Origin of the sequence: Rhodococcus phenolicus (assembly GCF_001646785.1) — a bacterium.
GTDB classification, from domain to species: Bacteria; Actinomycetota; Actinomycetes; order Mycobacteriales; family Mycobacteriaceae; genus Rhodococcus; species Rhodococcus phenolicus.
Map to the genome: position 1 here is coordinate 142,570 of NZ_LRRH01000086.1, position 12,291 is coordinate 154,860.

The following is a 12,291-nucleotide window of genomic DNA, read 5'->3' on the forward strand; positions in this document are numbered from 1 at the left end:
AGGCCTTTCGGAGGGGGATTCGGTGGATGTCAGTGGCCGAGAACGCGTTCGAGCAGCGCGATGGACTGCTCGGGCTGATCGACCAGCATCAGGTGGCCGGCGTCGGTGATCTCGGCGTAGGTGGCGTGCTCGACTGCGCCGAGGATGATGTCGGCGGCCTTCTTCGGGCAGAAGCTGTCGTGGTCGGCGCCGACGATGGTTACCCCGACGTCGGGGCCGATCTTCGACAGCTCGGGCGTGAGAGGCGAGTCGACGAGTGCCGCCATCGCGGTCGAGGCGTTGATATAGCCGGCGGCGTCGCCGACCGCGGCGAGCCGGGCGGTGGTGACCGAGTCGAGGTCCGAGGACGGATTATGCAGCGCTGCAGCGGTATCGGCGCGCAGGGCGTCACGCTGTTCGGCTCGGTTCGTTCCGCGGAACAACTCGATGCGTCCGGCGTAGAAGGAGGCTGCGCCACGACCGACGACACTGGACGTGCCGAGGGCGACGACCTTCGTCACGAGATCCGGGCGGACGGCGGCGGCGGACAGGACCACTGTGCCGCCGAGTGAGAAGCCGACACAGATCGCGGGGCCCGTGACGTTCTCGAGGAAGGCGAGCAGGTCGTCGCGCAACTGGGCGAGCGTGCCGTCGGGCGCTCCGACGGTGGTGCTGCCGTGGCCGCGCAGGTCGTAGGCGTAGGTGGTGACGCCCAGGTCGGCCTCCTGTACATTCCGCCAGCTCAGGTGATCCTCGGCGAGCCCGTGGATGAGAACCACGGAGGGGCCGGTGCCGGCGCGGGTGTAGGTGACGTCGATGTCGCCGAGGGTTGCCGTCCTGGTGATCATGGATTCCTCGACACCGCTGGTCATGCGATCTCCTTCGAAATGATCTCTCTGAGAACGTTCTTGCGGATCTTCCCGGCCGGAGTCTCCGGCATGCCGTCGATCACCCGAATGGATTCGGGCCACAGCCGGCGGGGAACGCCGTTGTCGGTGAGCCAGGCGAGCAGATCCTCGAATTCAGGGGCTGTGCCGCGAGGCTGGATCACGGCGCAGATACGCTCCCCGAGGCGGTCGTCGGGGCTTCCGACCACGGCGACGCGGGCGATCTGCGGATGGCCGGCGAGGGCGTACTCGATCTCGACGGGCGAGATGTTCACACCGCCGCGGATGATGAGGTCCTTGACGCGGCCGGTCAGCCGCAGATAGCCGGCCTCGTCGACGATTCCGGTGTCGCCGGTCCGGAACCAGCCGTCCGGTGTGAAGGACTCGCGATACATCTCGTCCTGTCCGATGTATCCGAGGAACAGTGACGGCGTGCGCATGACGATCTCACCGTCGGTGCCGCGGGGAGCGACTGCGCCGTCGGAGGTGACCGCCTCGAGCGTGACTCCGGGCATGACCTTCCCGCAGGTCCGGGCGACGAGTTCGGTGGTGTCACCGGGAAGGCTGGAGGTCGCCCCGCCCTCGCTCATCGCCCAGATCGCAGCGATCCGGGTGCCGGGCATCTGGGTCTGGGCCGACTTGATCAGGCTCGGGGCGACGGGTGCGCCGCCGCAGAGGAACACCCGCATTCCGTTCAGCTTCGGTGCCTCGGCGGTCCACTCTGCGTCGACCAGATCCTTCAGGAAAGGTGTTGCAGCGACCGTGATTTCGCATCCGTAACGATCGACGATCCCGAGGGCGCGGCCGGCGTCCCATGCGTCCTGCAGGATCAAGGTCGCACCGGTGATCATGGACATTCGTGCGCCGTGCCAGAAGCCGGTGCTGTGTCCCAGTGGGGAGGGCATGAAGATCGGCCGTTCACCGGTGACCGCGTACCGGTCGATGACGGCGTGGTTGTAGGCGCTCAGGCTCGCATCGGAATGCGCGATCGCCTTCGACTTGCCGGTGGTGCTGGACGAGAACAGGATGTGCGCGGTTCCGGCCGGGTACTCGGGAATCGTGGCCGTCGGGCCGTCGAACATTCGCCAGGTTCGGTTCTCCTGATCGCCGTCGATGAGCAGGACCTGGAGACATCGTCCGAATTCGCTTGCCAGAACTTCGGATTCGGCGGAGAAGTCGCGACCTCGATGTGCGCGAGGGAGCACGATCGCCCGGGCTCCGACGAGATTCGCGGTGTAGGCGATCGACTTCGGGCCGGTGGTGACCGGGAGTGTGCCGGGGATCAGACCGGTCCGGACGACCGCCAGGTACGCGGCCATCCACTCCGTCCAGTTCGGCAGGCACAGGACGACGACGTCGCCCGCCACGAGTCCGTGTTCCGACAGTTCGCGCTGGATGTCGGTTGCGCGGTCCCACAGTTGCCTGCGGGTCAGCGAGTGGTCCCGGTCGTCGCGAACCGCCGGCGCGTGGGGGGCGCGGTCGAGATGTGCGCGGAACAGTTCGAGGGGGGTCCGAGTCGCGGACCCGGCCGCCGAGCTCTCGTCGAGAGTGTCGGTGGCGAGGGTGGATACGCGGGAGTTCACGGTGACTCCGTTCGGTGAAAGGCGGGTGGGGCCGCAACGGGGAGGGATCGCGGCGTCGATGGAACGATTCTGGATGTCGACCCGCTCACAGTCAAGAGAGTGACGTCGCTTTTTTGTAAACTCCTCGTATCGCCCCGTTGAGCGGTTACGATGCCCGCAACGAATAGGAGAGTCATGCCGCACGTACCGAACACCACCAAGGGACGTCGCACCCGGACCCGCCTTCTCGACGCCGCCCGTTCGGTGTTCGCTCGCGACGGCTACGTCGGAACCACCATGAGTGGGGTGGCCACGGAGGCGGGGATGTCGCTCGGTGGTCTCTACCGGTATTTCAAGGACAAGGACGACCTGTTCTCGGCGCTCATCGCCGATACCCACGACGACCTGTTCCAGGCGAGCGGAGCGACGAAGCACCGGCTCGAAACGGAACCGTACGAGGCGCTGCTCGAATCCAATGCGGGCTATCTGTCGCACTACTACGACAACCGCGACATCATGCGGACCCTCGTGGAGGCGGCGAGCGTCGAACCGAAGTTCCGCGATTTCTGGTGGCAGATGCGCAACCGGCACATCGATCGCTTCGCCACGGTGCTCAAACTCAAGTGCGGGATCGAGGAATGCGACGGTCAGCCGGTTCGGGTGATCGTCGAGGCGATGGCGTGCATGGTCGAGCAGTCGGCGTACGTCTGGTACGCCCAGGACGCGCTGCAGGAGTCGCCGATCCCGATCGAGCAGGCCGCGGAGGTCGTCACACGGATCTGGTATCGGACGTTCTTCACGGACGAGGGGTGAGACGAGCGCCCACGGCGGCCGCCGCCCGATCCGGGCGGCGGCCGCCGTGCAGGGTCGTCACCAGATCTTCACGCGCGCCCGAGGTTCCAGGTACAGCGCGTCTCCCGGATTGACGTCGAAGGCCTCGTAGAAGGAGTCGATGTTCCGAACGACCCCGTTGCACCGGAACTCCGGCGGGGAATGCGGGTCGACGGCGAGCCGGCGGGTGGCCTCCTCGTTGCGAACCTTGGTGCGCCACACCTGCGCCCACCCGAAGAACACCCGCTGCAGGCCTGTCAGCCCGTCGATCACCGCTGCAGGCTCGCCGTCCAGTGCGATCTCGTAGGCCTTCAGTGCGATCGAGAGGCCGCCGAGGTCACCGATGTTCTCGCCGATCGTGAAGCTTCCGTTGACACGCTGTCCGGGAAGAGCTTTCGGTTCGAACTCGTCGTACTGCGCGATCAGAGCGGTGGTCCGCTTTCCGAACTCGTCGCGGTCCGAATCGGTCCACCAGTTCTCGAGATTGCCGTCACCGTCGTACTTGGCGCCCTGGTCGTCGAAACCGTGGCCGATCTCGTGGCCGATGACCGCGCCGATCCCGCCGTAGTTGGCGGCGTCGTCGGCGTGCAGATCGAAGAAGGGCGGCTGCAGGATCGCGGCCGGGAACACGATCTCGTTCATACCCGGGTTGTAGTACGCGTTGACGGTCTGCGGCGTCATGAACCACTCGTCCCGGTCCACCGGCCCGCCGAGCTTCGCGAGATCCCGGTCGTACTCGGCCGCGTACCCGCTCCGATAGTTCCCGACGACATCGTCGGCGGAGACGGTGACCGCCGAATAGTCGCGCCAGACGTCCGGGTAACCGATCTTCGGAGTGAACTTGTCCAGCTTGCGCAGGGCGGCGGTCCGCGTCTCCGGGCTCATCCACTCGAGATCGGTGATGCTCCGCCGGTACGCCTCCTGCAGGTTCGCCACGAGCACCTGCATGCGGGCCTTCGCCTCGGCCGGAAAGTGCCGCTCGACGTACAACTTCCCCACGGCTTCGCCGAGCAGATCCTGCACGAGCGAGACACCGCGCTTCCACCGTTCGCGGTTCTCCTGCGCTCCGGTCATGGTGCGGCCGGAGAACGCGAAGTTCTCGTCCACGAGCGCTTCGGTGAGGTACGGAGCCCGTGCCCTCAGGACCCGCCAGATCGCCCACGTCTTCCAGTCGTCGAGCGACTCCTCGGTCCACACCCGGGCGAAGACTTCCAGGAAGCTCGGCTGGCGGACCACGATCTCGGCCCACTGCGCGGGTGTCGACCCGAGACCGGCGATCCAGCCGGACCAGTCGAACCCGGCATGCTCGGTGAGCAGCGCGTCGAGCGTGGTCAGGTTGTACGACAGGTCGGCGTCGCGGCGCTTGACGACGTCCCAGTGTCCGGCCGCGAGCTTCGTCTCCAGCGCGAGGACCCTCCGCGGGTCGCGGTCCAGACCTGCCAGGGCGAACATGCGTCCGATGTGGGCGACGTACTCGTCGCGGATCTCGGCGTAGCGGTCCTCGCGGTAGTACGACTCGTCGGGCAACCCGATGCCGGACTGGGAGACGTGCATGAGATAACGCTCGGAATTCTTCGAATCGGTGTCGACGTAGTGCCCGACCGCACCGCCCACACCGACACGCTGCAACTGCCCGAGGATCGCAGCCAGCTCCGCCCGGTCGGCAGCGCCCGCGACCGCGTCGAGTTCGGCGGCGATCGGAGTGAGGCCGGCCGCCTCGATCCGAGCGGTGTCCATGAAGCTGGTGAACAGGTCGCCGATCTTGCGGGCATCGCTGCCCACGGGAGCATCGGCGGCCGCGGCCTCCTCGATGATCGTCCGTACGTCGATCTCGGCCTTGTCGGCGAGCGTGCGGAACGCGCCGTCGAGCGCGCGGTCGGCGGGGATCTCGTGCGTGGCCAGCCAACGGCCGTTGACGTGCTCGAACAGGTCGTCCTGGGCGCGGGTGCCCTCGTCGACGTGGCTGAGGTCGATGCCGGAGTGCCGTGCCTCCGAGTGCTGCGCGATGGTCATGCGGTCCATCCTTACACCGATTCGAGAGCCGCTGCAGACAGTGGTGCGTGACCGATGTGCGGCACAGCGCGTGCCGGAACGCACCGGCGTGCTTCGTACCGGTCGTACGATCGTGGGACGAGTCATCGGCCGGGTTCCGGCCGCAGAAGAGCGAGAACCGGGAGCGCGCGCCCATGACCGCGGATGCAGCACCGTCGACGGAGATGATCGTCGATCCTCGATTCCTGCAGGTCGCCGATCGGTTCTTTCGCATGTTCCGCACGCGGCAGCAGGGCGGCGGAGCATTGGCGGCCTACCTGCACGGCGAGCCGGTCCTCGACATCTGGGCGGGATGGGCCACCCGCGACCGCCGGTGGGCCCACGACACGGTGGCCCTGTCCTTCTCGACCGGCAAGGGTGTGGCGAGCACCGTGCTGCACCGGCTCGCGGAGCGCGGCCTCGTGAACTACGACGATCCGGTCGCCGCGTACTGGCCGGAGTTCGGTGCCGCCGGCAAGGAAGCGATCACGGTCCGCGAGCTGATGTCGCATCGGGCCGGCCTGCACCGGGTACGCGGACTGATGCCCGGTCCGCTCGACCTGCTCGACTCGGAAGCCGTCGCGACGGCGCTCGCCGCCGCCGCACCGGATCGGCGGCGGCTGGCCGGGCCCGGATACCACGCGGTCACCTACGGCAATCTCGTCGCCGAGATCGCGTGCCGGGTGACGGACCGGACCTTCCCGGAACTGGTCGAGCGGGAACTCGCCGGACCTCTCGGGGTGCGTGAATTCTGGTTCCGGGTTCCGCAGAGCGAAAGACGACGCCTGGCACCGGTTTTCCCCAAGGTGAACCCGCTGCCCTCGTCGTGGGGCACGACCGCGAGGGTGATGTCGCGGATGCCGGGAATCCGGGGAATCGCCGAAGCGGGTATGGCGGACGGTTTCGACGAGCTGATGCGCAGCCCGTCGGCTCACGACGCCGTGATGCCCGGCTGGAACGGCGTGTTCAGTGCCCGCGCGCTCGCCCGCATGTACGGTGCGCTCGCGAACGGTGGTGCCCTCGACGGGGTTCGGCTCGTGAAGGAGGACACCCTCGAACAGATCCTCGAGGTGCAGACCCGTCGCCGCGACTACGTGCTCGGCATCCGGCCGAACTGGCGGCTCGGCTACCACCCCGGCTGGGTTGCCCTGCGGGAGCAGCCGTTACGGTCGATCGGGCACTACGGTTTCGGAGGGTCGGGTGCCTTCGCCGACCCGGAGACCGGTTTGTCGCTCGCATTCGTGACGAACCGGCTCGGAAGCACCTTGACCACGACGATCTCCGACGCGCGATTCCCGCGGCTGGGCGGCGACGCGGTGTCGCTCGCGCGGCGCGCCGCCTGACTCGACGCCGCGCCGCCCGGCCTGCGGATCAGCTGTCGATACCGAGATTGACGGCAGCGAGGACACGATCGGACTGCCGCGAGACGGTCGTCATCCCGGACTCGTCGAAGATGCCGTCCGAGTCGTTGCGGGTGTCGCGTCCGGTGTGATCGGTGTACGGGTCGACGGTGGAGAAGATCTCGTCGTTGAGCGCGTCGTCGAAGTACAACTGGGTGGTGAGCACCGTGGACTTGTCGATGTGCACCTTGACGTGGATGTGGACTGTGCGACCCACGTACCAGCCGGGGAAGATCGTCGTGAAGTAGGCGATGCCGTTCGCGCCGGTCACCTGGGCGCCACGCAGGTAGGTGCCGTCGTCCGTGGTGGTGGCCTCGTTGTCGCCGACACTGTACGAGCCGTCCGACGTCTCGCCGGAGCCGCCCATACCGCCGGAACCACCCATACCGCCGGGTGCGCCGCTCGGCGGAGTCATGCCGTCCGGGGGAGTCATGCCGTCCGGCGGTGCCATGCCGCCCGGGCCGCCCGGGCCGCCCGTCGGCGGGGTGCCGCCGCCGGGGCCGCCGCCCTGGCCGCCGCCGCCCTGGCCGCCGCCGCCCTGGTTGGCCGCGATCGAACCGGATTCGAAGCCCGAGTACACGCCACCGGCATCGCAGTGCCAGATCTCGACGACCGCGTTCGCGACCGCGCCTGCGGAGCCGTCGGCGCTGCAGTTCGCGAGATCCTGCACTCGGAGCGCGAGCTGCAGTTCCAGCCCGGGACGGTCCTCGCGGATGTCGCGGCGGATCGAATCGACGTCGAACCAGTACGGACCCTGTGTCTCCTCGCTGGTCATCACACAGCTCGGGGCCTGGTCCAGAAGCGCCCGGAGCTGCTCCTCGATGCTGCCCGAGGCCGCAGTCGCGTCGGTCGTCGCGGAGCCGGCGGCGGACGTCGCGGTGCCGCCGGTGCTGCTGCTGTCGGTGCCGCACGCGGCAGCGAGCAGGCCGCCGAGGCTGATTGTTCCGCCGAGCGCCAGTGCCCGTCGGCGGCTCACCCGTTTGCGGCTGAGCTCCACGTCTTTGTTCACGGTTCCTCCCGTTGTCGAGATCGTGACTTCATCGTGGCGGGCGGGGCTGGGCGTCCGTCGTGAGATCGCTGGGAGGTTCCTGGCAACGCGGAAGGGCCGGGAGGGGTCAGGCCGGAGCGGCGGCGAACAGTTGTGTGTTCGCGTGGGCACGGAAATAGACCGTGCCGTCGTCACCGGTCAGTTGCGCTTCGATCGTGGCGAGCCGTCGTCCGGCTCGGACCACCTCGGCACGGGCCCGGACATCGGGACCAGGGGCGTCGGGGGAGCGCAGGTAATCGACGCTCAGATTGAGGATCCGGTACCGTCCGCCCGGCTCGGTGAGGGTCTGGGCGGCGAGACCGCTGATCGCGTCGGCGACGGAGACCAGCACGCCACCCTGGATCGAACCGTACGGGTTGGCCATCCAGGCGCCGGGGGTGAGCGTGCCGTCGACGAGACCTCGTTCGGCGTGGCGCAACCGCAGCGCGAGCAGGGCGGCGAGAGGTCCGCGGGCGACCGTTCCGTCGACGATGCCCTGAACGATGCCGAGTCCGGAACGTCCGGTGAGGGACGCCGGTTCGTCCCACGGCTCGGGTTCGGGAACGCTGTGCGCCACCGCCACGGGCAGAATCTCGGGATCGTCGGTGCGGGCTCGTCCCACCGCCATCGCCCGCCCGGCGACGTGCGCGACGAGCCGGCCGGAGTCGTCCACGATCTCGGCGGCGGCCAGCGCCGTCGCGTCGTCCGCGTGGAGCGCCCGGCCCGTCCCGGCGATCCCGCCCTCGGACGGGAACGGGTTCGCCGTCGACACGCTCAGCTGTGCGAGGACCGTCCCGACCGGCGCGCCGGCCCGCGTCCGCAGCGCGTCGGCGGCCGGCGCACCGACCACGATGTCGGTGAGCACACCCATCGACCCGAGCGTGGTGAGGCCGCGATGATCGAACAGCATCGGACCGATCGGCTGCGTGATCCGTACGGAGTCGGACGAGGTCGCGTCGCGGGTGATACCCATGACGACGGCGGGACGGTCGAGCGCGGTGATGTGGGTGGTGCTGGTCACCCGTTCTCTCTACCACCCGTTCCCCACGGCGCGGCCGGTGAGGTCCCGGGGACGGTCGTCACCGCCCGATGGTGGCGTGCATCTCCCAGACGAGGACCTCCGCTCCCGTGGTGGTGCTCAGGCGCTGCCCACCGGAGTTCGTCAACCGCACTGCGTCGCCTTCGGAGAGCGGGCCGACACCTTCGAGATCCGCACTGCCGTCGGCGACGAAGACGTGCAGGTAGGGAGCCTCGGGCAGGGTCACCGTCCGGTCCGGCTGCAGCCGCGCGACCGACAGGCCGGCGTATTTGTTGTGGATCCGGATCGCTGCGTGATCCCGGTCCTTCGCCATCCCGGAGGCTACGGGAACGAGGCCACCGCGCATCAGTTCGTCGTCGATCTCGAGCTGCTCGTAGCCGGGGGTGATCCCGGCCTCGTCGGGTGCGACCCACATCTGGACGAACCGCACCGGATTCGCGTGTTCGGTCGCGTGCGTACCGGTGACGCCGTCGAGCCGCCACGAGTCGTTCTTCTCCGAGTGCAGGATCCCGGTTCCGGCGCTCATCCGCTGAGCGAGCCCGGGGTAGATGACCCCGGAGTGACCGATCGAGTCCTGATGCACCAGGCTGCCTCGCAGCACCCAGGTCACGATCTCCATGTCGCGGTGCGGATGGGTGTCGAAACCCTGTCCGGGCGAGACGATGTCGTCGTTGTTGACCAGCAGCAGGCCGTGGTGCGTGTTGTCCGGATCGTAGTGGTGGCCGAAGGAGAAGGAATGCTTCGAATCCAGCCAGGAGATCTTCGACTTCATCCGGTCGTCGGCGCGCCGGACGTCGATCAGCGGGGTCTGGGACATGGTGTTCCTCTCGGGGTGGTGCGGGATTCAGCGTAGTTGCGGCGGCGACCGTCAGTGCTGCTCGTGCTCGGCGGGGATCGCCCCGAGGCGGCCGGCCTGGTAGTCCTCGAAGGCCTGGACGATCTCGGCCTTGGTGTTCATGACGAAGGGCCCGTACATCGCGACCGGCTCGCGGATCGGCTTGCCGCCCAGCAGGAACACCTCGAGCGATTCGGTGCGCGAATCCTGTGTGGCAGCGGCGGTCAGCGTGACGGAATCGCCCTTGGGACCGAACACCACGGTCTGGCCCGACCGCATCGGTGCCTGCTCGGCACCGGCGGTGCCGTCACCGGCCAGGACGTAGGCGAGCGCGTTGTATCCGGGGTTCCACGGCAGCGTCACCGACGCTCCGGGCGCGATCGTGAGGTGGGCGAGCGCGATGGGGGTGTGGGTGACGCCGGGACCGTGGACCCCGCCGATCTCACCGGCGACGACGCGAATCAGCGCGCCACCGTCGGGGGACGACGCGAGCGCGACGTTGCTGCCGGCGATGTCCTGGTAGCGGGGCTGGGCCATCTTGTTGTCGCGGGGCAGGTTCACCCACAGCTGCACGCCGTGGAACAGCCCGCCGCTGACGACCACGTGCTCGGGCGGTGTCTCGATGTGCAGGATGCCCGCGCCGGCGGTCATCCACTGGGTGTCACCACCGGTGATAGTGCCGCCACCGCCGTTCGAGTCCTTGTGCTCGAGGATGCCGTCGATCATGTACGTCACGGTCTCGAAGCCGCGGTGCGGGTGCCACGGCGTGCCCTTCGGCTCGCCCGGCGCGTACTGGACCTCGCCCATCTGGTCCATGTGGATGAAGGGGTCGAGGAAACGCTGGTCGATGCCGGCGAATGCGCGGCGGACGGGGAATCCCTCGCCTTCGTAGCCGACCGGGGCGGTGCGCACGCCGAGCACGGAGCGAGCGGGACGTCCGGGCTCCGGGGCCTCGATCCGGGGCAGGGTCAGGATGTTGTCGACGGTGACCGCAGGCATCGCGGGCTCCTCCCAAGTAGTTGATTATGCAACTACTCTAACCCGGTGTACGGGCAGAATGTTCCCGGCCCCGGGCGCGCGATGAGTTTTCGTGCTCGTGCGAGTCGAACCATGTGACCGCACCGACCGGCCCGCACCGCGGACCGCGACCCACAGGAGCACCACATGTCCCGCATGCTCTTCGCCAATCTGCCCGTCAAGGACGTCGCCGCGACTCGTGCCTTCTTCGACGCGCTCGGCTTCACGTTCAACGAGATGTTCTGCGACGCGAACACCGCGTGCATGGAGATCAACGACCAGACCTTCATCATGTTCCTCGAGGAGCCGCGGTTCCGGAACTTCATCAACGACGACATCTGCGACACGAGCAGGGCCCGAGAGGTGCTGCTCGCCTTCTCCGGCGACAGCCGCGCCGACGTCGACCGCATCGTCGACGCCGCGATTGCCGCGGGCGGGACCGACTGGACCACACCGGGCTCTGCCGAGATGGACGTCGAATTCATGTACGGGCGGGCGTTCCGCGATCTCGACAACCACGTGTGGGAGGTGTCGTGGATGGACGTCGAGGCAGCGGCGGCGGCGATGGGGCCGCAGGCGGAAGGGGCCTCCCAGTCCTGATCGGTCGTCCCTGCGGAGGCTTACACCCCAGCTGTGCGGCGTACACCCCTTCCGGTTGTCCGGAAGGGGTGTACGCGTTCTCGAAAGGGTGTACGGATCTCATTCCTGTCCTCGAAATCCAGCAGTCGCGCACGATTTTTTTCCGGCCTCGGTAATTCCCCGGATATTTCTCGGTACCGGCGAATTCCACATGGGAAATTCGGGTCGCGACGAGGGGGCATTCCGTATTCCCGCAGGTGGCACCGGGTGCATCAACGATGTTGGACGACCGTCCGAGTGGCCGAAGGGACCGGGCGTCGGGTACAAAGAACATCCATGCGATGCACCGTGATTCACATCACACCTGATTGTGACGCGAATTCACGGCTATTTCGTTTCAATGCCGCCGTTCGGGCAGGGGATCTGCCGGACGGTCGCAGGAAGCAGAAGGGGCCCGAAAGGTTTGTGCGCTGAAGCTGTAGTCGATGTCGCCGACCGGCGTGCCGTTCGTACCGGATGCGTTGCCGGATCATCCGACGTGCGTGGCAGGACCGGCAGTGTCCGCCCCGCCCGGGAGTATGCGGCGTCGCCCGTCGATGTCGGCGGGCGCTGGAGCGCACGGATCTCGGCGTCCTCGACCCGGTGGCCGGCCCCCAGCCGCGACGGCTCGCAGTCGGCGGGCCGATCCGAAGCCGGACGGCTGCGATCGGGTGCACGAGCTGCCGTCGGCTCCGCCGCGTGCGTGATCGTTCCGTCCTGGATGGTCAGTGGCTCGGTAGGAGTGGCCGTCGCGGCCACGCTGGCGATCCTGTTCGCGGTCGCCGCCGCCTCGATCATGATCTGACCCGATCACTTTCACCTTCGCAGAAATTCGAACAACACCGAGAAAGCAGGAACCTGCACGATGACCGTTGCCACCGGCTCCAGGACGTCCTCGACGACCGGCAGCATCGCCCGTCCGGGTGCGATCAGCACCGCGGAGATCAAGGCTCGAATCGCGGCCATGTTCGGTGACGCCGCCCCCGAAGAGCCGGATGTGCCCGGCACCCGCCCAAGGACGCCGCGCTGACCGTGCCGTACCCGTTTCCGGTCCCCGGTCACCAC

Annotated in this window: 12 protein-coding genes; 5 read left to right on the forward strand and 7 right to left on the reverse strand. The window is 68.0% G+C overall.

Annotation, left to right across the window (positions count from 1 at the left end):
• Positions 1 to 29: 29 nt before the first annotated feature.
• The gene (locus tag A8G15_RS22615) at positions 30 to 851 is read right to left on the reverse strand and encodes an alpha/beta fold hydrolase (RefSeq protein WP_068164849.1); all 822 of its coding nucleotides are present in this window, start codon (positions 849 to 851) and stop codon (positions 30 to 32) included.
• Positions 848 to 2,449, reverse strand: a complete 1,602-nt coding sequence (locus A8G15_RS22620; protein WP_068164852.1) for an AMP-binding protein — start codon at positions 2,447 to 2,449, stop codon at positions 848 to 850. The genes A8G15_RS22615 and A8G15_RS22620 overlap by 4 nt, the downstream gene beginning before the upstream one ends.
• 174 nt (positions 2,450 to 2,623) lie before the next feature.
• Here A8G15_RS22620 and A8G15_RS22625 point away from each other — a divergent pair, with 174 nt between their 5' ends.
• Complete coding sequence (locus A8G15_RS22625) at positions 2,624 to 3,241, forward strand: TetR/AcrR family transcriptional regulator (RefSeq protein ID WP_068164856.1); 618 nt, start codon at positions 2,624 to 2,626, stop codon at positions 3,239 to 3,241.
• 57 nt (positions 3,242 to 3,298) lie between these two features.
• Here A8G15_RS22625 and A8G15_RS22630 read toward each other — a convergent pair whose 3' ends face one another.
• Positions 3,299 to 5,272, reverse strand: a complete 1,974-nt coding sequence (locus A8G15_RS22630; protein ID WP_068165019.1) for a M13 family metallopeptidase — start codon at positions 5,270 to 5,272, stop codon at positions 3,299 to 3,301.
• 173 nt (positions 5,273 to 5,445) lie between these two features.
• On the opposite strand from A8G15_RS22630, the gene A8G15_RS22635 reads away from it, so the two are divergent.
• Positions 5,446 to 6,633, forward strand: a complete 1,188-nt coding sequence (locus A8G15_RS22635; RefSeq protein ID WP_068165021.1) for a serine hydrolase domain-containing protein — start codon at positions 5,446 to 5,448, stop codon at positions 6,631 to 6,633.
• Between the two features lie 28 nt (positions 6,634 to 6,661).
• Here the strand turns inward: A8G15_RS22635 and A8G15_RS22640 are convergent, their stop codons facing one another.
• From A8G15_RS22640 to A8G15_RS22655, 4 genes are all read right to left on the reverse strand, one after another.
• Complete coding sequence (locus tag A8G15_RS22640) at positions 6,662 to 7,699, reverse strand: peptidase associated/transthyretin-like domain-containing protein (RefSeq protein WP_068164860.1); 1,038 nt, start codon at positions 7,697 to 7,699, stop codon at positions 6,662 to 6,664.
• A gap of 106 nt (positions 7,700 to 7,805) precedes the next feature.
• The gene (locus A8G15_RS22645) at positions 7,806 to 8,738 is read right to left on the reverse strand and encodes a PaaI family thioesterase (protein WP_245687960.1); all 933 of its coding nucleotides are present in this window, start codon (positions 8,736 to 8,738) and stop codon (positions 7,806 to 7,808) included.
• A 58-nt stretch (positions 8,739 to 8,796) separates the two neighbouring features.
• The gene (locus A8G15_RS22650) at positions 8,797 to 9,573 is read right to left on the reverse strand and encodes a pirin family protein (protein ID WP_068164864.1); all 777 of its coding nucleotides are present in this window, start codon (positions 9,571 to 9,573) and stop codon (positions 8,797 to 8,799) included.
• A gap of 51 nt (positions 9,574 to 9,624) precedes the next feature.
• Positions 9,625 to 10,590 carry a pirin family protein gene (locus A8G15_RS22655; RefSeq protein ID WP_068164866.1) on the reverse strand — a complete coding sequence of 322 codons (966 nt, stop codon included), beginning with the start codon at positions 10,588 to 10,590 and terminating at the stop codon, positions 9,625 to 9,627.
• A gap of 165 nt (positions 10,591 to 10,755) precedes the next feature.
• Here A8G15_RS22655 and A8G15_RS22660 point away from each other — a divergent pair, with 165 nt between their 5' ends.
• The 3 genes from A8G15_RS22660 (at position 10,756) to A8G15_RS30790 (ending at position 12,256) form a co-directional block, all read left to right on the forward strand.
• A complete protein-coding gene (locus A8G15_RS22660) occupies positions 10,756 to 11,208 on the forward strand; it encodes a VOC family protein (protein ID WP_068164869.1) in 453 nt (150 codons plus the stop codon).
• 517 nt (positions 11,209 to 11,725) lie between these two features.
• Positions 11,726 to 12,031, forward strand: a complete 306-nt coding sequence (locus A8G15_RS22665) for a hypothetical protein (protein WP_068164871.1) — start codon at positions 11,726 to 11,728, stop codon at positions 12,029 to 12,031.
• Positions 12,032 to 12,091: 60 nt separating this feature from the next.
• Positions 12,092 to 12,256 carry a hypothetical protein gene (locus A8G15_RS30790; protein WP_156665513.1) on the forward strand — a complete coding sequence of 55 codons (165 nt, stop codon included), beginning with the start codon at positions 12,092 to 12,094 and terminating at the stop codon, positions 12,254 to 12,256.
• The last annotated feature ends 35 nt before the right edge of the window (positions 12,257 to 12,291 follow it).